Annotated in this window: 17 protein-coding genes; 16 read left to right on the top strand and 1 reads right to left on the bottom strand. The window is 64.8% G+C overall.

Going from position 1 to position 19,453, the window contains the following annotated elements; genetic code table 11:
- Positions 1–5 precede the first annotated feature (5 nt).
- The 4 genes from xerD (at position 6) to thrC (ending at position 4,793) form a co-directional block, all read left to right on the top strand.
- Complete coding sequence (gene xerD / locus MnOB_RS23520; RefSeq protein WP_077526765.1) at positions 6–902, top strand: site-specific tyrosine recombinase XerD; 897 nt, start codon at positions 6–8, stop codon at positions 900–902.
- A 249-nt stretch (positions 903–1,151) separates the two neighbouring features.
- On the top strand, positions 1,152–1,880 hold the full coding sequence (locus tag MnOB_RS23525; protein ID WP_077526767.1) for a disulfide isomerase DsbC N-terminal domain-containing protein: 729 nt from the start codon (positions 1,152–1,154) through the stop codon (positions 1,878–1,880).
- A gap of 110 nt (positions 1,881–1,990) precedes the next feature.
- Positions 1,991–3,295, top strand: coding sequence for a homoserine dehydrogenase (locus MnOB_RS23530; RefSeq protein WP_077526769.1), 1,305 nt, complete (start codon positions 1,991–1,993; stop codon positions 3,293–3,295).
- An 88-nt stretch (positions 3,296–3,383) separates the two neighbouring features.
- Positions 3,384–4,793, top strand: coding sequence for a threonine synthase (thrC, locus tag MnOB_RS23535; protein WP_077526771.1), 1,410 nt, complete (start codon positions 3,384–3,386; stop codon positions 4,791–4,793).
- A 212-nt stretch (positions 4,794–5,005) separates the two neighbouring features.
- On the opposite strand, the gene MnOB_RS23540 is transcribed toward thrC, so the two are convergent.
- The gene (locus MnOB_RS23540) at positions 5,006–6,205 is read right to left on the bottom strand and encodes a CaiB/BaiF CoA transferase family protein (protein WP_077526772.1); all 1,200 of its coding nucleotides are present in this window, start codon (positions 6,203–6,205) and stop codon (positions 5,006–5,008) included.
- Between the two features lie 202 nt (positions 6,206–6,407).
- Between MnOB_RS23540 and MnOB_RS23545 the strand changes: the two genes are divergently transcribed.
- The 12 genes from MnOB_RS23545 (at position 6,408) to MnOB_RS23600 (ending at position 19,448) form a co-directional block, all read left to right on the top strand.
- A complete protein-coding gene (locus MnOB_RS23545; RefSeq protein ID WP_077526774.1) occupies positions 6,408–7,562 on the top strand; it encodes a GGDEF domain-containing protein in 1,155 nt (384 codons plus the stop codon).
- 72 nt (positions 7,563–7,634) lie between these two features.
- A complete protein-coding gene (locus tag MnOB_RS23550) occupies positions 7,635–8,174 on the top strand; it encodes a YaeQ family protein (protein ID WP_077526776.1) in 540 nt (179 codons plus the stop codon).
- A gap of 209 nt (positions 8,175–8,383) precedes the next feature.
- Entirely contained in the window at positions 8,384–10,099 is a 1,716-nt protein-coding gene (gene recJ / locus MnOB_RS23555) for a single-stranded-DNA-specific exonuclease RecJ (RefSeq protein WP_077526778.1), read from the top strand.
- A gap of 595 nt (positions 10,100–10,694) precedes the next feature.
- Positions 10,695–11,117: a YciI family protein gene (locus MnOB_RS23560; RefSeq protein ID WP_077526780.1), complete on the top strand. Its 423-nt coding sequence runs from the start codon at positions 10,695–10,697 to the stop codon at positions 11,115–11,117.
- 29 nt (positions 11,118–11,146) lie between these two features.
- Positions 11,147–11,560 carry a VOC family protein gene (locus MnOB_RS23565; protein WP_077526782.1) on the top strand — a complete coding sequence of 138 codons (414 nt, stop codon included), beginning with the start codon at positions 11,147–11,149 and terminating at the stop codon, positions 11,558–11,560.
- An 81-nt stretch (positions 11,561–11,641) separates the two neighbouring features.
- On the top strand, positions 11,642–13,348 hold the full coding sequence (locus tag MnOB_RS23570) for a SulP family inorganic anion transporter (protein WP_077526784.1): 1,707 nt from the start codon (positions 11,642–11,644) through the stop codon (positions 13,346–13,348).
- A 37-nt stretch (positions 13,349–13,385) separates the two neighbouring features.
- Entirely contained in the window at positions 13,386–13,823 is a 438-nt protein-coding gene (locus MnOB_RS23575) for a nucleoside deaminase (protein WP_077526785.1), read from the top strand.
- 342 nt (positions 13,824–14,165) lie between these two features.
- The gene (locus tag MnOB_RS23580; RefSeq protein WP_077526786.1) at positions 14,166–15,281 is read left to right on the top strand and encodes an AI-2E family transporter; all 1,116 of its coding nucleotides are present in this window, start codon (positions 14,166–14,168) and stop codon (positions 15,279–15,281) included.
- 21 nt (positions 15,282–15,302) lie between these two features.
- The gene (locus MnOB_RS23585) at positions 15,303–16,838 is read left to right on the top strand and encodes an efflux transporter outer membrane subunit (protein ID WP_077526787.1); all 1,536 of its coding nucleotides are present in this window, start codon (positions 15,303–15,305) and stop codon (positions 16,836–16,838) included.
- Positions 16,835–17,965 carry an HlyD family secretion protein gene (locus MnOB_RS23590; RefSeq protein ID WP_077526788.1) on the top strand — a complete coding sequence of 377 codons (1,131 nt, stop codon included), beginning with the start codon at positions 16,835–16,837 and terminating at the stop codon, positions 17,963–17,965. Before MnOB_RS23585 ends, MnOB_RS23590 begins: the two co-directional genes overlap by 4 nt.
- Positions 17,955–18,986: a DUF2955 domain-containing protein gene (locus MnOB_RS23595; protein ID WP_077526789.1), complete on the top strand. Its 1,032-nt coding sequence runs from the start codon at positions 17,955–17,957 to the stop codon at positions 18,984–18,986. Before MnOB_RS23590 ends, MnOB_RS23595 begins: the two co-directional genes overlap by 11 nt.
- A 12-nt stretch (positions 18,987–18,998) precedes the next feature.
- Positions 18,999–19,448, top strand: coding sequence for a potassium channel family protein (locus MnOB_RS23600; RefSeq protein ID WP_077526790.1), 450 nt, complete (start codon positions 18,999–19,001; stop codon positions 19,446–19,448).
- Positions 19,449–19,453: the final 5 nt, after the last annotated feature.

The raw sequence follows: 19,453 nt of genomic DNA on the forward strand, positions 1-19,453 counted from the left end.
CATTCATGCCCGCGCTAGACCATCCTCTGATCGACCGATTCCTCGATGCCCTCTGGCTGGAAAAAGGACTTTCCGAACACACCCGCTCGGCCTATCGCAGCGACCTCGCACACTTCAACGGCTGGCTCGATGAGCGCGGCCTGGCGCTGGACAAGGCTGGCCGCGACCTGATCCTGGATCACCTCGCCTGGCGCCTGGAGCAGGGCTACAAGGCGCGCTCCACCGCACGTTTCCTCTCCGGGCTGCGGGGGTTCTACCGCTTCCTGCTGCGTGAGAACCTGATCCTCGAAGACCCGACCCTGCAGGTGGACCTGCCGCAACTGGGCCGGCCCTTGCCCAAGTCGCTGTCCGAGGCCGATGTGGAGGCCCTGCTGGAGGCGCCGGAGCTGGACGATCCCATCGGCATGCGCGACCGCGCGATGCTCGAAGTGCTCTACGCCTGCGGCCTGCGCGTCACCGAGTTGGTGAGCCTGACCCTGGAGCAGGTCAACCTGCGCCAGGGCGTTCTCAAGGTCTTCGGCAAGGGCAGCAAGGAGCGCCTGGTGCCCCTGGGTGAAGAAGCGATTGCCTGGATCGAGCGCTACCAGCGAGAAGCGCGGCCTTTCCTCCTCGACGGCAAGCCCAGCGACGTGCTCTTCCCCAGCCTGCGTGGCGACCAGATGACCCGCCAGACCTTCTGGCACCGCATCAAGCACCATGCGCAGGTGGCCAGCATCGGCAAGTCGCTGTCGCCGCACACCCTGCGCCATGCCTTCGCCACCCACTTGCTCAATCATGGGGCCGACCTGCGCGTGGTGCAGATGCTGCTCGGCCACAGCGACCTGTCCACCACGCAGATCTACACCCATATCGCTCGTGCCCGCCTGCAGGAGCTTCACGCCCGCCACCACCCGAGGGGGTGAGCCGGAAAGGCGACGCATGTATCGCCCCAGCGAACGAGTGGCCCTGGATGGCCGGGCCGGGATTGAACCAGGCAGAGGTGCCACGACAGGGATGTCGTGCACGAGTGCCGCTTGCGCCGGCGGCCGACCGACCTACGCAGCACCGGCCGGCCACCTACGCAATCCGCCGGGCGTCAGGCGTCTGCGTGCCGGGCCTTCTGTGGTAGGCTTGAGCGGTTTCCGTACGTCCGCCGCTCGACAGGAGTACCCATGCGCGTGACTCGTCTTATCGCCGGCCTGGCCCTCGGCCTCGCCAGCACCATCAGCCTCGCCGACGACCCGGACCAGGCTATCCGCAAGACCCTCGATGCTCTGGAACTCGGCCTGCCCATCGAGTCCATCGGTGAAAGCCCGATGAACGGCATCTACCAGGTCCAGCTGAAGGGCGGTCGCATGCTCTACACCAGCGCCGATGGCCAGTACCTGATGCAGGGCTACCTGTACCACGTGCAGAACGGCAAGCCGGTGAACCTCACCGAGCAGGCCGAGAGCCGCTCCATCGCCAAGGAAATCAACGCCATCCCGGCCAGCGAGATGGTGGTGTTCTCACCCAAGGAGCCGGCCAAGGCGCATATCACCGTATTCACCGACACCGACTGCGGCTACTGCCAGAAGCTGCACAGCGAAGTGCCGGAGCTGAACCGTCGCGGTATCGAAGTGCGTTACGTTGCCTTCCCGCGCCAGGGTATCGGCAGCCACGGCTACAACAGCCTGGTCAGCGTCTGGTGCAGCAAGGATCGCCAGGAGGCCATGAACAAGGCCAAATCCCGCGAAGAACTGCCGGCTGCGAAATGCGATAACCCGGTAGCCAAGCAGTTCGAACTGGGCCAGCTGATCGGCGTCAACGGCACCCCGGCCATCGTGTTGGGCAATGGCCAGATGATTCCGGGCTACCAGCCGGCTCCGCAGCTGGCCAAACTGGCCCTCGAAGCCAAGTAATTCGGGCGTCCAGCTTGATTGACCAATAAAGAGCCGCTTCGTAAAGTGCGGCTCTTTTCCTCGGCCGGGACACACCCGGCCGTTTTCGCAGTGATGATGGGGAGTTCAGCGTGAAGCCGGTAAAAGTAGGCATCTGTGGCCTTGGGACCGTCGGTGGCGGCACCTTCAACGTACTCAAACGCAACGCCGAGGAGATTGCCCGCCGTGCCGGGCGTGGAATCGAAGTTGCCCAGATTGCCGCTCGTCGTCCCAACCCGAAGTGTGAAACCGGCGCTACCCCCATCACCGCCGACATCTTCGACGTGGCCAACAACCCGGAAATCGACATCGTCATCGAGCTGATCGGTGGCTACACCCTGGCCCGTGAGCTGGTCATGAAGGCCATCGAGAACGGCAAGCATGTCGTCACCGCCAACAAGGCGCTGATCGCCGTGCATGGCAATGAAATCTTCGCCAAGGCCCGCGAGAAGGGCGTCATGGTCGCCTTCGAAGCTGCCGTCGCCGGTGGCATCCCGGTGATCAAGGCGATCCGCGAAGGCCTCGCCGCCAACCGCATCAACTGGCTGGCCGGCATCATCAACGGCACCGGCAACTTCATCCTCACCGAAATGCGTGAGAAGGGCCGTGCTTTCGAGGACGTACTGAAGGAAGCCCAGGCCCTGGGTTACGCCGAAGCCGACCCGACCTTCGACGTCGAAGGCATCGATGCCGCACACAAGCTGACCATCCTCGCGTCCATCGCCTTCGGCATTCCGCTGCAATTCGACAAGGCCTACACCGAAGGCATCTCGAAACTGACCAGCGCCGACGTCAACTACGCCGAGGCCCTGGGCTACCGCATCAAGCACCTGGGCGTGGCGCGTCGCACCGACAGCGGCTTCGAACTGCGTGTGCATCCGACCCTGATCCCGGCTGACCGCCTGATCGCCAACGTCAACGGCGTGATGAACGCCGTGATGGTCAACGGCGACGCCGCTGGCAGCACCCTTTACTACGGCGCTGGCGCCGGCATGGAGGCCACTGCCTCTGCCGTGGTCGCCGACGTGGTGGACGTGGTCCGCGCGCTGACCACCGATCCGGAAAATCATGTGCCGCACCTGGCCTTCCAGCCGGATTCCCTGTCCGACCACCCGATCCTGCCGATCGAGGCCTGCGAGAGTGCTTACTACCTGCGCATCCAGGCCAAGGACCATCCGGGCGTGCTGGCGCAGGTCGCGACCATCCTGTCGGAGCGTGGCATCAACATCGAATCCATCATGCAGAAAGAAGTCGAAGAGCAGGACGGCCTGGTGCCGATGATCCTGGTTACCCACCGGGTCGTCGAGGCGCGCGTCAACGACGCCATCGCCGCGCTGGAAGCTCTGGAAGACGTGGTAGGCAGCGTAGTGCGCATCCGCGTCGAGCAACTGAACTAAGCAGCCGCCGAGCCTCGGTGCTGCCGCGAGGGGCGATCCCCCGGTGCGGCGCACCAGCCCCGGCCGCTCGAAACCAAGGTTTTAAGACATGCGCTATATCAGTACCCGCGGCCAGGCTCCGGCCCTGAACTTCGAAGACGTGCTGCTGGCTGGCCTGGCCAGCGACGGCGGCCTATACGTCCCGGAAAACCTGCCGCGCTTCACCCAGGAAGAAATCGCCTCCTGGGCCGGCCTGCCGTACCACGAACTGGCCTTCCGCGTGATGCGCCCCTTTGTAACCGGCAGCATCAATGATGCGGACTTCAAGAAGATCCTCGAGGAAACCTACGGTGTCTTTGCCCACAACGCCGTGGCGCCGCTGCGCCAGCTGAACGGCAACGAGTGGGTACTGGAACTGTTCCACGGCCCGACCCTGGCGTTCAAGGACTTCGCCCTGCAACTGCTGGGTCGCCTGCTCGACCACGTGCTGAGCAAGCGCGGCGAGCGTGTGGTGATCATGGGCGCCACCTCGGGTGACACCGGATCGGCCGCGATCGAAGGCTGCAAGGCTTGCGAGCACGTCGATATCTTCATCATGCACCCGCACAATCGCGTGTCCGAGGTGCAGCGCCGTCAGATGACCACCATCCTCGGCGAGAACATCCACAACATCGCGGTCGAGGGCAACTTCGACGACTGCCAGGAGATGGTCAAGGCGAGCTTCGCCGACCAGGGCTTCCTCAAGGGCACCCGTCTGGTAGCGGTCAACTCGATCAACTGGGCGCGGATCATGGCCCAGATCGTCTACTACTTCCACGCAGCCCTGCAGCTGGGTGGCCCGGCGCGCTCCGTGGCCTTCTCCGTGCCCACCGGCAACTTTGGCGACATCTTCGCCGGCTACCTGGCGCGCAACATGGGCCTGCCGATCAGCCAACTGATTGTCGCCACCAACCGCAACGACATCCTGCACCGCTTCATGAGCGGCAATCAGTACGTCAAGGACACCCTGCACCCGACCCTGTCGCCGTCGATGGACATCATGGTTTCGTCCAACTTCGAGCGCCTGCTGTTCGACCTGCACGGTCGCAACGGTGCCGCCATCGCCAACCTGATGGACACCTTCAAGCAGGGCGGCGGTTTCAGCGTCGAGGAAGACCGCTGGACCGAAGCGCGCAAGCTGTTCGATTCGCTGGCCGTGGATGACGCCGCCACCTGCGAAACCATCGCCGAGGTGTACGAGGAGTGCGGCGAGCTGCTGGACCCGCATACCGCCATCGGCGTTCGTGCCGCTCGCGAGTGCCGCCGCAGCCTGGCCACCCCGATGGTCATCCTCGGCACTGCCCACCCGGTGAAGTTCCCCGAGGCCGTGGAGAAGGCTGGCGTTGGCCAGGCCCCGGCCCTGCCGCCGCACCTCGCCGACCTGTTCCAGCGCGAAGAGCGTTGCACCGTGCTGCCGAACGACCTGAAGCAGATTCAGGCCTTCGTCAGCCAGCATGGCAACCGCGGCAAGCCGCTGTAAGCCAGGCGCCAGAACGAAAAGGCCGGCTCCCGAAAGGGTCCGGCCTTTTTTGTGGCTGCAGAGAATGGGATGGAAAGCTTGTGGGGGCGAGTCCTTGTAGGGGCGAATTCATTCGCCAAGGGATGCGCAGCATCCCTCTCGGCCCCGTGGGGCAGACCTTCGGCCTGCTTGGCGAATGAATTCGCCCCTACAGAAATGCAGCCTGCCTGACGTCAAATCGCCCCGTCGGCCTTCAGCGCCGCCACCTGCTCGACGCTATAGCCCAGCCCCGCCAGCACTTCGCCGTTGTGCTCGCCCAGTTCCGGGCCGATCCATTCGGTCGAGCCGGGTGTATCGGAGAGCTTGGGGACGATGCCCGGCATCTTGAAAGGCTTGCCGTCCGGCAGCTTCGCCGAGAGGAACATCTCCCGGGCGAGGAATTGCGGGTCGGCGAACATGTCCTCGGCGGAGAAGATGCGGCTGGCCGGCACTTCGGCGCGGTTCAGCACGGCCAGCACCTCGTCCAGGGGCAGCGAGCCCACCCAGCGGTCGATCACCCCGTAGAGTTCATCGCGGCGGGCATCGCGGCCATCGTTGCTGGCCAGGGTCGGATCGTTGGCCAGGTCCTCACGGCCGATGCCCAGCATGAAGCGCTTGAAGATGGCATCGCCGTTCGCGCCGATCTGCACATGGCGGCCATCGGCGGCGGTGTGGATGGAGGAGGGGGTGATGCCGGGCATGATGTTGCCGGTGCGTTCACGGATGAAACCGAACACATCGAACTCCGGCACCATGCTTTCCATCATGGCGAACACCGCTTCGTAAAGCGCCACGTCCACCACCTGGCCCAGGCCACCGTTCACCTCGCGGTGGCGCAGCGCCATGAGGGCGCCGATCACGCCCCAGAGGGCAGCGATGGAGTCGCCGATGGAGATGCCGGTACGCACCGGAGGACGATCTTCGAAGCCGGTGATGTAACGCAGTCCGCCCATGGACTCGCCCACTGCGCCGAAGCCCGGCTGGTCCTTGTAGGGGCCGGTCTGACCGAAGCCGGATAACCGCACCATCACCAGCTTCGGGTTCAGCGCATGGAGCACCTCCCAGCCCAGGCCCAACTTCTCCAGCACGCCGGGGCGGAAGTTCTCGATGAGGATGTCTGCTTCGGCGAGCAGCTTCTTGAGGATTTCCTGGCCTTCCGGGTGCTTCAGGTTCAGCGTCAGCGACTTCTTGTTGCGCGCCTGCACGAACCACCAGAGGGATGTGCCTTCATACAGCTTGCGCCATTTGCGTAGCGGGTCGCCGCCGTCGGGGGATTCGATCTTGATGACTTCGGCGCCGAATTCTGCGCACAGGCGCGAGGCGAAGGGGCCGGCGATCAGCGTACCGAGCTCGATTACTTTGAGGCCGGCGAGGGGTTTGGCAGGGGCGTTCATCGGGATGTCCATGGGCCAGGCAATGGCGGCGACTCTACTCCCTCGGGGGTTGTTGCGAACAGCCTGGATTGCCGCTGGCGCACCCTTGCGGGGCGACTTAAAGTTCTTGGCAGGACCCTGATTCGTGTGCGTTGACAGCCATGCCAGAACGCCTCGCCAGCCGCAGCCACTTGTCGCCCGGAACGTGCCGGGAGGAGGGTGCATGCAACTGAATGTCCCCACGCTGGTGCTTGTGGATATCTACGTCCTCGCGCTGGTTGGCCTGCTCATGCTGCACGCCTGGCGTCGCGGCCGCCGCGAACCGACGCTCGGTTACCTCGCCGCCATGCTGCTGCTTGGCGCCCTGGGAACCGTGCTGGGCAGCTTGCGTGGCATCGGCATGGACTACGTGCCGCTGGTGCTGGGCAATGTGGTGTTGCACTTCTGCGCGGCCATGAACTGGACCGCCATGCGTGTGTTCGCCGGGCGTCAGCCGCACGTGCCGGGAATCTGCGCCGGCTCGTTGGTGTGGGTGCTGCTCTGTCTCAACCCGGCTTTCTACGAGTCCCTGACCGTGCGCATCGCGGTCAGCTCGCTGATCACCGTCTGTTATTGCGGGCTGAGCGCCCACGAGCTCTGGCGCAGTCGCCAATCGCTGGAAGTGGCCTACATGCCGGCCCTGGTACTGACCGTCTTCCACATGGTTTTCTACAGCGCGCGCATCGTGATCGATCGCGGCATGCCCTTCGATGCGGCCCTGGCCAGCAGCGGCCAGGGCACCAACTTCTTTTCCCTGCTGGTGTTCGAGACCCTGCTGTATGCCATCGGCATCGCCTTCGTCACCCTGTCCATGGTCAAGGAGCGCGCCGAACTGAAGTTTCGTGCCGCCGCCTATTGCGATCCGCTCACCGGCGTCGGCAACCGGCGCGCCTTCATGACCACCGGCGAATACCTCCTGGAGAGCTGCGAGCACCGGCGCGAGCCGGTAGCCCTGCTGCTCTGCGACCTCGACCACTTCAAGCGCCTGAACGACAGCTATGGCCATGCCACCGGCGACGAGGCCCTGGTGGCGTTTACCCGCATCGCCGTCGGTAGCATGCGCAAGCAGGACGTGTTCGGTCGCATTGGGGGCGAGGAGTTCGCCTGCCTGCTGGCCGATGCCGACGACGAAGCCGGCGCCCAGGTGGCCGAGCGTATCCGCCGCGAGTTCACCGAGGTGCCATTCCAGGAGGCGGGAGAACTCAGCGTCAGCATCGGTATCGTCAGCTCCAGGGACGCCGGCTACGACCTGTTCCGCCTGCTCTCGCTGGCCGACGACGCGCTCTACGCCGCGAAGGACAAGGGCCGCAACCGCATCCAGCGCTATCCCGCCGATTAGCCGGAAGGCTCAGCCAAGGCAGAGGAATCAGGGTAGACTTGCCGCCCTCCGAGAATCACCAAGAAGCCCGCCATGGCCCTCCAAGCGACCCCCTACAAAGTCGACCTCAACCTCACTGACCTCGACCGCAGCGTCTACGAGAACCTGCGCTTCACCGTCGCCAAGCACCCCTCGGAAACCGAGGAACGCCTGGCTGTGCGGTTGATCGCGTACGCGCTGTGGTACCACGAGCAGTTGTCCTTCGGCCGTGGCCTGTCGGACGTGGACGAGCCGGCCCTGTGGGAAAAGAGCCTGGATGACCGCGTCCTGCACTGGATCGAAGTGGGCCAGCCGGATGCCGAGCGCATCACCTGGTGCTCGCGCCGTACCGAGCGCTTCAGCCTGGTGGCCTACGGCAACTTGCGCGTCTGGCAGAACAAGGTGCTGGATGGCGTACGCAGCCTGAAGAACATCAACGTCGTCGCCGTCGGCCAGGAAGCCCTGGAAGAACTGGCCCGCGACCTGCCGCGCTCGATCAGCTGGAGCGTGATGATCAGCGACGGCGAGCTGTTCATCACCGATGAGCGCGGTCAGCACGAAGTTCCGTTGGAGTGGCTGGCCGGGGAGCGCTGAGAACCTGCTTACGATCTGCTGCGCGTCGGCCCTGCTGCGTTAAAAACAGGCTCGGAATGCTCATTTACAGTCGTAAACTCCGCTTCCTCGCCTGTTTTTGCCTTGCATGGCTCTAGCTCGCGAGATCGTAAACAGGTTCTGCGCCGCCACTACCGTCAGGCCCTTTCCCGGGAGGGAGAGGGGAAGTCGATTCAAAGATTGGACCTTTCATGCGTATCGAACACCGTGCCCTGCCCGATGCCCTGCCTGACCTGGGCGACCTGCCACCGCTGTTGACCCGCCTCTATGCGTCCCGTGGCGTGCAATCGGTGGCTGAGCTGGACAAGAGCCTGGCGCGGTTGATCCCCTACCAGCAGCTCAAGGGCATCGATGCCGCCGTCGAGCTGCTGGTGGAAGCGCTGGAGAAGCGCCAGCGCATCCTCTACGTCGGCGACTTCGATGCCGACGGCGCCACTGCCAGCAGCGTCGGCGTGCTCGGCCTGCGCATGCTCGGTGCCTTCCATGTCGATTACCTGGTCCCCAACCGCTTCGAATACGGCTATGGCCTGACGCCGGAAATCGTTGCCGTCGCCCTGACCCGCCAGCCTGACCTGCTGGTGACGGTGGACAACGGCATTTCCAGCGTCGAAGGCGTGGCTGCCGCCAAGGCCGCAGGGCTCAAGGTACTGGTCACCGACCACCACCTGCCGGGTCCGGAATTGCCGGCGGCGGACGCCATCGTCAACCCCAACCAGCCCGGCTGCGACTTCCCCAGCAAGTCCCTGGCCGGCGTTGGGGTGATCTTCTATGTGCTGATGGCCCTGCGCGCGCGCCTGCGCGAGATCGACTGGTTCGCTCGCGCCGGCCTCAAGGAACCCAACCTGGGCGACCTGCTCGACCTGGTGGCCCTGGGTAGCGTCGCCGACGTGGTACCCCTGGACGCCAACAACCGCATCCTCGTGCACCAGGGCCTGGCCCGCATTCGCGCCGGTCGTGCCCGTGCCGGCCTCAAGGCCATCCTCGACGTCGCCGGCCGCCCGGCAGGGCGCATCACCTCCACCGACCTGGGCTTCATCCTCGGCCCGCGCCTCAATGCCGCCGGCCGCCTGGATGACATGAGCCTGGGCATCGAATGCCTGCTGTGCGAAGACGAAGCCCTGGCCCGCGACATGGCCGTACAACTGGACCAGCTCAACCAGGACCGCAAGGCCATCGAACAGGGCATGCAGCGCGAGGCGTTGGCGCAACTGAAGAACCTGCCCATCGAAGACATGCCGTTCGGGCTCTGCGTATTCGAGCCGGACTGGCACCAGGGCGTGATCGGCATCCTCGCCTCGCGTCTGAAGGAGCGTTACCACCGCCCGACCATCGCCTTCGCCGATGCCGGTGACGGCCTGCTCAAGGGCTCGGCCCGTTCGGTAGCGGGATTCCACATTCGCGACGCGCTGGATGCCGTCGCCGCCCGTCATCCGGGGCTGATCAGCAAGTTCGGGGGGCACGCGATGGCGGCCGGCCTGTCCCTGCCTGTGGAAAACTTCGGCGCCTTCGCCGCTGCCTTCGACGCCGAGACCCGCCGGCAGCTCGATGAAGACGACCTCACCGGCCGCCTGCTCTCCGACGGCCAACTGAGCATCGAGGAATTCCACCTGGAGCTGGCCCGTGCCCTGCGGCTGGCCGGCCCCTGGGGGCAGCACTTCCCCGAACCGCTGTTCCACGGCGTGTTCCAGATCGTCCAGCAGCGCCTGGTCGGCGAACGCCACCTGAAGCTGGTGCTGAAAAGTGAATGCGGTTCGGTGCAACTGGACGGCATTGCCTTCAACATCGACCGCGAGCAATGGCCCAACGCCAGCGTCCGCTGGGCCGAAGTGGCCTACAAGCTGGACGTCAACGAATACCGTGGCCAGGAAAGCGTGCAACTGATGGTCGCCCACATCGCGCCGCGCTGAGGGCCCTCTGCAACAAATCCGTTCGGCTTCCTGAAGGGCCAAGCTTCCCCTCGCTCAATGGGTAGGGTGCGCCGCGCGCACCGGCTTCTTGCCGCGGTGTCGAGGGTGATCCCGGAACTGGTGCGCATGGCACACCCTACATTGAAGCCTTCCTCCAGACCGCCGCCGATGGTGGATCGATGAAGCGTGATCCACCCTACGAAAGCGCACGGCCCCTGTAGGTTGGCGCAGAGCGAAGCGAAGCCCAACAAGGCACGCGCAGCGTGCCCCGATCTTGCGGGGGCTCTGCGCTGCCCTTGGCGCTTGAAATGGCTACGTTTGCGTTAGCGTCCAGGAGCCTTGTAGGAGCTAGCTTGCTAGCGAAAAGGGGCCATTCGCTGGCAAGCCAGCTCCTACGGGCAATGCAGCTACTTGCTCACCCGTCACCCCATCCGCGCAAAGCTCCGATCCGGGTCTACGCTGATCCAGTCCTGCGCCCCCAAGAAGAATTTTTTCGGCCTGCTGTCGATCTCGTCGATCCCCCATCGACCAATAAGCACAGTCAGCAGGTAGCGGTCGCAGGCTGGCGTTCATGCCACCCAACAGGAGAACAACAATGCGCTTCATGGTGATTGTCAAAGCAACCAAGGAATCGGAAGCGGGCATCATGCCCAGCACGGAACTGCTCACGGCCATGGGCCAGTACAACGAGGAGCTGGTCAATGCCGGCGTCCTGCTCGCCGGCGAGGGACTGCATCCCAGTTCCAGAGGGGCGCGTGTGCAGTTCAAGGGCAAGGACCGCGCAGTCATCGACGGCCCCTTCGCGGAAACCAAGGAACTGATCGCCGGCTTCTGGCTGTTCAAGGTCAATTCCCTGGAAGAGTGCATCGAGTGGGTCAAACGCTGCCCCAATCCGATGCTTTCCGATTCCGAAATCGAGATTCGTCAGGTGTTCGAGGCCGAAGACTTCGGCGCGGAATTCACCCCCGAGCTGCGCGAGCAGGAACAACGCGTCTTCGAGAAAGCCAAACAGCAGTGACGGCTGAAAAAAACGGACAGGAGACTCTCATGAAAATCGATCCCTACCTCACGTTCGATGGGCAGTGCGGCCCGGCTTTCCAGTTCTACGCCAAGGTGCTCAATGGCACCCTGGAAGCTTTCCTGAGCTTCGCCGAAAGCCCGGCCAGCGAAGATGTGCCGGAGAACTTCCGCGACAAGATCATGCATGCCCGCCTGGCGGTGGGTGACCAGGTGATCATGGGCTCGGATTGCCCGCCCCAGGCACCTTTCCAGGGCATCAGCGGCATCAGCGTTTCGATCAACGTCGATCGCATCGTCGAGGCCGAGCGGGTCTTCAATGCCCTGGCCGAGGGTGGCCAGGTTCAGATGCCCCTGGCGCAGACCTTCTGGGCTGCGCGCTTCGGCATGCTGGTGGACCGCTTTGGAGTGCCCTGGATGATCAACTGTGAGAAAGATCATTAATTCTCAAAAGTGATGCGACGCCGGGGTCATCCCGGCGTTGCGGGCCTAAGCTTCTGGAGTTATCTCAAGCGGACGGCCCCAATGTTCCTGATCGACAGGCTGCGTGATCGTATCAGCCGTTTCCACTATCGCCGCGAATGGCTGCGCCCTGACCTCATGGCGGGCCTGTCAGTGGCCGCGGTACAGATTCCTACCGCCATCGCCTACGCGCAGATCATCGGTTTTCCCGCTCAGGTCGGGCTCTACGCCTGCATCCTGCCGATGCTGATCTACGCCCTGGTGGGCGGCTCCCGGCAACTGATGGTGGGGCCGGATGCCGCCACCGCCGCCATGGTGGCCGCCGCCATCACCCCCTTGGCGGCGGGCGATCCGCAGCGCCTGGTGCATCTGTCGATGATCGTCGCGGTGATGGTCGGACTGCTGTCGATCCTGGCCGGTTTCATCCGCGCCGGATTCATCGCCAGCTTTCTCTCGCGGCCGATCCTGGTGGGCTACCTCAATGGCATCGGCCTCAGCCTGCTGGCCGGCCAGCTCGGCAAGCTGCTGGGCTACCAGAGCGAAACCAGCGGCTTCATCGCCGGCCTGCTGGCGATGATTCGCAACCTCGCCGACACCCACCTGCCGACCCTCGCCTTGGGGGCGGCGGCGCTGCTGCTGATGATCGTCCTGCCCCGGCGCTGGCCACGGCTGCCGGTCTCGCTGGTCGCGCTCGTGCTGGCTTCGCTGGCGGCCGCCTTGCTGGGACTCGACCGGCATGGTGTGGCCCTGCTGGGCGCCGTCCCGGCTGGCTTGCCCGAGCTGAGCTGGCCGCGCACCAGCTACCAGGAGCTGCTCGGTCTGCTGCGGGACGCCACCGGTATCACCATTGTCAGTTTCTGCAGCGCCATGCTCACCGCCCGCAGCTTCGCCGCCCGCCACGGCTACGCCATCGACGCCAACCACGAGTTCATCGCCCTGGGCCTGGCCAACATCGGCGCCGGGGTTTCGCAGTCATTCGTCATCAGCGGCGCGGATTCGCGCACGGCGGTGAACGACCTGGTGGGCGGCAAGACGCAGATGGTCAGCGTCGTGGTGGCGCTGGTGATAGTCGCGGTGCTGGTGTTCCTCCACGGCCCGCTGGCCTGGGTGCCCATCGCCGCCCTGGGCGCCGTACTGATGCTCGCCGGCTGGGGACTGATCGACTTCCGCGCGATCAAGGCTTTCTGGCGCCTCAGCCGCTTCGAGTGTGGCTTGTGCCTGCTGACCACGGTTGGCGTGCTGGGCGTCGGCGTGCTGCCTGGTATTTTCGTCGCCATCTCCCTGGCACTGCTGCGCTTGCTGTATCTCACCTACCGTCCTCGCGACGCTGTGCTTGGCTGGGTTGAGGGTGTCGACGGCCAAGTGGAGCTGGCGCGTTATCCACAGGCGACCACCTCGCCCGGCCTGTTGATCTATCGCTTCGACGCGCCGCTGCTGTTCTTCAATGCCGATTATTTCAAGCAGCGCCTGCTGCACCTGGTGGAGCAGGCGGACCACCCGCGCGCGGTACTGCTAAACGCCGAAACCATGATCAACCTTGACCTCACCGGCCTTGCCACCCTGCGCGAAGTGCAGCAGACCCTCGCGGCGCAGGGTGTCTACTTCGCCTTCTCTCGCCTCATGGGGCCGGCCTACGACCTCTTGCAGCGTTCCGGCGAGCTGGGCGAGCTCAAGCCGCCGCTGGTGTTCAGCTCGGTGCGGGCCGGGATCAATGCCTATCAGGCGTGGCTGGCCAAGCAACCCTTGCAGGAGCCGCGACCGGTCACGTAAACAAGCTGTTCAATCCACCGGAAAACAAGGATCGACCATGGACCCCTTCATGCAAGCCGCCATCGAAGAAGCCCGCCAGGGACTGGCCGAGGGCGGGATACCCATCGGTTCGGTGATCGTCCACAAGGGGCGCATCATTGGGCGTGGCCACAATCGGCGAATCCAGGAAGGCAGTGCCATCAAGCACGGCGAGATGGACGCCTTCGAGAACGCTGGCCGCCAACCGGCCAGCGTCTACCGCGAAGCGGTGCTCTACACCACCTTGTCGCCCTGTTCCATGTGCAGCGGCGCGATCCTGCTCTACGGCATTCCGAAAGTGATCATCGGCGAGAACCGCACGTTCCTCGGCGAGGAGGAGCTGTTGCGCTCCCGTGGCGTGGAGCTGGACGTGCTGCAGGACGCCGAGTGCGTGAAGTTGATGGAGGACTTCATCGCCGCAAGGCCGGAGCTGTGGAACGAAGATATCGGTGAGTAATGGCTCACCGGTCGTCTGCTTTTCCCTCCATGCGCCCGCGTCGGGACCGGCTCCCAAGAGGGCCGGTCCATCTGCCGTTCAGCGACTATGCTGGTTACCGACAGCATCGATAGTGTGAGGTCGACGCCGCTGCCTGCACGGCGCCCAATAGGGCTCTGAACGCCTGAGTTGCGGTGGAAATGACGATCAAAAGCGATAAATGATTTGGATCAGGTTGCGTCGTTGCTCAAAGATTTTCGCTTTTAGCGCCCACCGAATCGCTGCCAAACAAGAGCGTCATGGGCGTGGTTAGGTCGGTTACCCGTTTGGAATAGCCTTGCACTTAAGCAAAAGGAGAATTCGATGCAACCGACTCCCACTTCGGAAAGGCTGCTATCCCGCGGCCTGCTGGATGTCCTGATCCGCGCCGGGCTCATCGCCATCCTGGCCATTACCTGCTACCAGATCTTCAACCCCTTCCTCAACCTGATGCTCTGGGCGCTGATCCTGGCGGTTACCTTCTACCCGCTGCACGGCCTGCTCAAGGAAAAGCTGGGCCTGCGTGACGGGCACGCGGCGACCCTGATAGTGGTCGTATCGGTGGGCCTGCTGATGGTGCCGATCTATCTCTTGGGCATGTCGATCGCCGAATCCGTGCAGGGCGCGCTGGAGCTGATCAAAAGCGGCGACTGGCATATACCCGCGCCGAACGAATCGGTCGCCAGTTGGCCGCTGATCGGCCAGCCGCTGTACGACTTCTGGCAGCAGGCCTCGCTCGACCTGACCAGTTTGCTGAAGAACCTCATGCCGCACCTGCGTGGCGTGGGGATGACCCTGCTGGGCAAGCTGGCCGGCGTAGGGGCGGGCTTCCTGCTGTTCATTGGCGCGCTGATCGTCGGCGGCATCCTCATGGCCTACGGCGCCAATGGCACCCGCAGCGCCGTGCAGATCGCCTCGCGCATTTCCGGCCCGGACCGCGGCCCGCAGATCGCCAGCCTGTGCACCGCCACCATCCGCGCGGTGGCCCAGGGCGTGGTCGGCATCGCCTTTATCCAGATGCTGCTGGTCGGCGTCGGCTTCGTGTTGATGGGCATCCCCGGAGCGGGCTTGCTGGCCATCCTCGTACTGTTGCTGGGCATCATGCAGTTGCCCGTGTTGCTGATCACGATTCCGGTCATCGCATACGTCCTGGCCACCGAGGGTGCGACGGCCGGCACCATCATCTTCTCCATCTACATCTTCGTTGCCGGCATGTCCGACAACATCCTCAAACCCCTGCTGCTGGGCCGTGGCGTCAATGTGCCGATGCCGGTGGTGCTGATCGGTGCGCTGGGCGGGATGGTTACCAACGGCATCATCGGACTGTTCATCGGGCCGGTCATGCTCGCCGTTGGCTATATGCTGTTCTGGCATTGGGTCGAGGAGCAGCCACCGAGCGTGCCAGAGGAAACCGCTGCGGAAGACGAGACGACGGCCTGACGCTCCGACCCATTCATGCCCATGGCCCCCCGACTCGCCCGACTGCTCCTGTTCGGAGCCCTTGGCCTTAGTGGATGCGTGCGTCTGGGGCCGGATTTCCAGACGCCACGCGAACCCTGGATCGACCAATGGAACAGCCCGGCCATCGAGCAGGCGAGCCTCGATCGCCCGCAGCCGGACTTGCGCCAGTGGTGGCAGGTGTTCGACGACCCGGCCCTCGATGCCCTGATCGCCGAAGCCGACGCGTACAACCCGAGCCTGGAAATCGCCGGCCTGCGAGTCATGGAGGCGCGTGCGCAGCTCGGCATCGCCCTGAGCGGTCGGTATCCGCAGGTGCAGCAGGTCAGTGCCGATGCCCTGTACCTGGACCGCAACCAATCTGGTGGCCGAAACCCACAGGACAGTCATTCCTGGCAATACGGTGCCGGTTTCGACGCGGCCTGGGAGCTGGATTTCTGGGGACGGTTCAGCCGCGCTATCGAATCGGCCGACGCCGCCTACTTCGCCGCCTATGCCAACTACGAGGACGTGCTGGTGCTGCTGCGCGCCCAAGTGGCGGATACCTACTATTCACTGCGCACTTTCGAGGCCCGCCTGCGCATCGCCCGTGACAACGCCGAACGGCAGCGGCGCAGCTTCGAGATCACCGAGCGGCGCTTCCGCAGCGGCGACAGCGACGAACTCGACTTCCAGCAAGCCAAGACCCAGTACCTCGGCACCCTGGCCACCATCCCGGACCTGGAAAGCCAGGTGCTGCGAACGCGCAATGCCTTGGCCGTGCTGGTGGGCCGGCCGCCGGGACCTCTGCCGGAACTGCGCGAGCGCGAAGGCCTGATTCCGTTGCTGGATCGCGCGGTGCTGCAGGATGTCCCCGCCAACCTGCTGCTGCGTCGGCCGGATGTGCGTGCCGCGGAACTCGCGGTCGCCGCCCAGTCGGCACTCATCGGCGTCTCCGAGGCGGACCTCTATCCCTCCATCACCCTGCTGGGCAGCATCGGCTGGAGCGCGTCGACGCTGGATGGCGCTTCCGACAGCCTGGACCTGGTGGCAGGGCCGAGCCTGGTGTGGAACGTGTTCGACCATGGCCGGATCAAGAACGACGTGCGCGTCCAGGATGCACGCCTGCAACAGCTGATCGAGGCCTACCGTGACGGCGTGCGCCAGGCCGCGCGCGAGGCGGACGACGCCGCCACCGGGTTGATCAAGTCGCTCGAAAGCGAACACATCCGGCGCGAGGCTGCCGAGTCGGCGGAGCGCTCGCTGACCCTGGCACTGGCGCAGTACCGCGAAGGCTTCGCGGATTTCCAGCGGGTGCTGGATGCCCAGCGGGAGCTGTTCCAGCAGCAAGACAGCTACCTGGTCAGCCGCAGCAATGCGGTGGCCAACCTGATCGGCCTGTACAAGGCCCTGGGCGGGGGCTGGCAGCGCTCGGGACCGTTGATCGACGACGGCACGCGTCAGCAGATGCAACAACGTACCGATTGGGGCGACCTGCTGGACGAGCCTGACGCGCCGTCTGACACACAGCTGCCAATCGAACAAGGTGAACGACCATGACCGACACGTCCCAGGCCAAACCGGAACCACCGGCCCAGCCCGCTCCCGCAAAAGCGGCGGACGGCGCGACGAAGGGAACCCGCTGGGTCGCCCTGGTGATCATCCTGACGCTGGTCTGGTACCTGCTGGCCGATCGCTTTACCCCCTATACCCAGCAGGCGCGCTTGCAGGCCTTCGTGGTGCCTGTGGCGGCTGAAGTGGCGGGGCGGGTCACCAAGGTGCACGTTCGCAACAACAAAGATGTCCAGGTGGGCGAAGTGCTGTTCGAGGTGGACCCGACGAATTACCGGATTGCCGTCGACCGCGCCCGTGCCGACCTGGAAACCGTACGCCGGCAGGTGGGAGCGAGCACCGCCGCCATCGACTCGGCCCTCGCATCTCAGCGGGCCGCCGAGGCCAACGAACTGAAGGCGCGGCAGGACAGCGAACGCCTAGAACGCCTCTACAAGCAGGACCCGGGCACCCTCTCCGTGCGGCGCCTGGAAGGGGCGCGGGCATCCCGTGAACAAGCCATCAGCCAGGTAGCGGCCGCGCGGGCCGAAGTGCAGCGTGCACGTGAGCAGCAGGGTGGAAGCGAAGAGGAGAATGCGCAGTTGCGCAGTGCCGCCACCGCCCTGGAAAAAGCCGAACTGGACCTGGCCAACACCCAGGTTAGAGCCCGCTCGGCCGGTTTGATCACCGACTTGCGCACCGACGTCGGGCAGTACGTGGGGGCGGGTAGCCCGGTGATGACCCTGATCGCCATCCACGACCTGTGGATAAGCGCTGACTTCACTGAAAACAACCTGGGCCACGTCCAGCCCGGCGCACCGGTGGCGATCGTGCTGGATGCCCTGCCGGGGCGGGTCTTCGAGGGACGGGTGCGCAGCGTCGGCTATGGCGTCAGCGTCGGTCAGGCGCCGGCCCCCGGCAGCTTGCCGTCGGTGGAGAACAGCCGTGACTGGCTGCGGCCCGCCCAGCGCTTCCCGGTCATCGTCGAACTCCTGCCGGGCGAGCTCGACGAACTGCGCGGCCTGCGGGTCGGCGGCCAGGCCGAGGTGATGGCCTTTCCCCGCGAGGGCAATCCTCTCAATCCACTTGGCCGCTTGTTCATTCGCATGATGAGCTGGCTGTCCTATGCCTACTGAGCACGACCCACGCAGCCAGCGCGCCCTGCGCCTGGCCAGTGGGACGGCGCTGGGCCTGGCGATCAGCTTCGGCCTGGCCCTGCCGATTCCCTTCCTGACGCCGATCTTCGTCATGGTCCTGCTGACCGCCGGCAATCGTCCCTTGCCGCTGAAGGCCGGACCGGGACTGGCGCTGGTGATCATGCTCAGCACCGCCACGGGCCTGCTGCTGATCCCGCTGTTGCGCCATGCGCCGGCCAGCGGGGTGTTGCTGGTCGCGCTCTGCCTGTACCTGTGCTTTCGCTACGGATTGCGGGGTGGAAACCCGCTGGTGGCGCAATTCCTGGTGATCGGCCTGACCATGATCAGCGCCGCCGGCACGGCCGAATTCGCATTGGCACTGACGGTGATCCAGGCGTTGGGCAAGGGCGTGCTGCTCGCCGTGCTGGTGGTTTCGTTCAGCCACATGATCTTTCCCGAACCCGTTGCGCCGCCAGCGCCCCCCGCCCGTCCCTTGCTGGAGGAAGTGGAGGCCGCCTGGGTGGCGGTGCGTGCGGCGCTGGTGGTGCTACCGGCCTTCCTCCTGGCGCTGATCGACCCGGCCAGCTACATGCCGCTGATCATGAAGTCGGTCAGCCTCGGCCAGCAGGTGTGCGGTGCCAGCGCTCGCACTGCCGGCCGCGAACTGCTGGGCTCGACCCTGCTTGGCGGCGTGCTCGCCATGCTGTTCTGGAGCGCATTGAGCCTCTTTCCGCACCTCTGGATGTTCTTCCTCTGGATGCTGCTGTTCGGCCTGTTGCTGGCCCGCAAGCTCTATCGCCTCAGCCCCACGGCGCAGACGCCGGGCTTCTGGGTCAACACCCTGATCACGCTGATCATCCTTCTGGGCCAGTCGGTGCAGGACAGCGCGGCGGGCAAGGATGTCTACACCGCCTTCGCCATCCGCATGGGGCTGTTCATCGCCGTCACCTTGTATGCCTGCGCTGCGGTCTACCTGATCGACCGGCGCCGTTTTCGCCGGCAACGGCGCTCCGCGTCCTGACGAGGTCGTTTCATGTTGCTCAATCTGCTGGTCGGAATTCCCGTGATGCTGCTCTGCCTCGCACTGCAGGCGTACTTCGTGGCGATCTGCCTGAAGTATTTCGTGCGCTACAAGCTGCTCGCGCAGGAGCACGATTCACCCGTGCACAGTGCGGTCCATCTGGGCGTGGTGATGCTATTGATGCTGCTGGGCAACTTCGCCCAGATGGCTATCTGGGCGGCGCTATTCCACCTGCTCGGAGAGTTCGATGACTTCGCCACCGCGCTGTACCACTCGGGGGTGAACTTCGCGACCCTCGGCTATGGCGACATGGTCATGACTCCGGCCTGGCGCCTGCTGGGGCCGCTGGAGGCCGCCAACGGCATCCTCATGTTCGGGGTCTCTACCGCGGTCATGACGGCGTCGGTCTCGGAGATCATCAAGCAGCATATGGCGCGGGTCCGGAAGCACACCGACGACTAGACTGT

The organism is Metapseudomonas resinovorans, from assembly GCF_002003485.1.
Classification (GTDB): Bacteria; Pseudomonadota; Gammaproteobacteria; order Pseudomonadales; family Pseudomonadaceae; genus Metapseudomonas; species Metapseudomonas resinovorans_D.

Excerpts from the sequence above, each read along its gene's own strand:
- xerD (WP_077526765.1), top strand. The coding sequence starts at position 6 with ATGCCCGCGCTAGACCATCCTCTGATCGACCGATTCCTCGATGCCCTC.
- MnOB_RS23575 (WP_077526785.1), top strand. The coding sequence starts at position 13,386 with ATGGACCCCTTCATGCAAGCCGCCATCGAAGAAGCCCGCCAGGGACTG.
- recJ (WP_077526778.1), top strand. The coding sequence starts at position 8,384 with ATGCGTATCGAACACCGTGCCCTGCCCGATGCCCTGCCTGACCTGGGC.
- MnOB_RS23540 (WP_077526772.1), bottom strand. The coding sequence starts at position 6,205 with ATGAACGCCCCTGCCAAACCCCTCGCCGGCCTCAAAGTAATCGAGCTC.
- MnOB_RS23545 (WP_077526774.1), top strand. The coding sequence starts at position 6,408 with ATGCAACTGAATGTCCCCACGCTGGTGCTTGTGGATATCTACGTCCTC.
- MnOB_RS23595 (WP_077526789.1), top strand. The coding sequence starts at position 17,955 with ATGCCTACTGAGCACGACCCACGCAGCCAGCGCGCCCTGCGCCTGGCC.
- MnOB_RS23580 (WP_077526786.1), top strand. The coding sequence starts at position 14,166 with ATGCAACCGACTCCCACTTCGGAAAGGCTGCTATCCCGCGGCCTGCTG.
- MnOB_RS23560 (WP_077526780.1), top strand. The coding sequence starts at position 10,695 with ATGCGCTTCATGGTGATTGTCAAAGCAACCAAGGAATCGGAAGCGGGC.
- MnOB_RS23570 (WP_077526784.1), top strand. The coding sequence starts at position 11,642 with ATGTTCCTGATCGACAGGCTGCGTGATCGTATCAGCCGTTTCCACTAT.
- MnOB_RS23565 (WP_077526782.1), top strand. The coding sequence starts at position 11,147 with ATGAAAATCGATCCCTACCTCACGTTCGATGGGCAGTGCGGCCCGGCT.
- MnOB_RS23525 (WP_077526767.1), top strand. The coding sequence starts at position 1,152 with ATGCGCGTGACTCGTCTTATCGCCGGCCTGGCCCTCGGCCTCGCCAGC.
- MnOB_RS23600 (WP_077526790.1), top strand. The coding sequence starts at position 18,999 with ATGTTGCTCAATCTGCTGGTCGGAATTCCCGTGATGCTGCTCTGCCTC.
- MnOB_RS23590 (WP_077526788.1), top strand. The coding sequence starts at position 16,835 with ATGACCGACACGTCCCAGGCCAAACCGGAACCACCGGCCCAGCCCGCT.
- MnOB_RS23585 (WP_077526787.1), top strand. The coding sequence starts at position 15,303 with ATGGCCCCCCGACTCGCCCGACTGCTCCTGTTCGGAGCCCTTGGCCTT.
- thrC (WP_077526771.1), top strand. The coding sequence starts at position 3,384 with ATGCGCTATATCAGTACCCGCGGCCAGGCTCCGGCCCTGAACTTCGAA.
- MnOB_RS23550 (WP_077526776.1), top strand. The coding sequence starts at position 7,635 with ATGGCCCTCCAAGCGACCCCCTACAAAGTCGACCTCAACCTCACTGAC.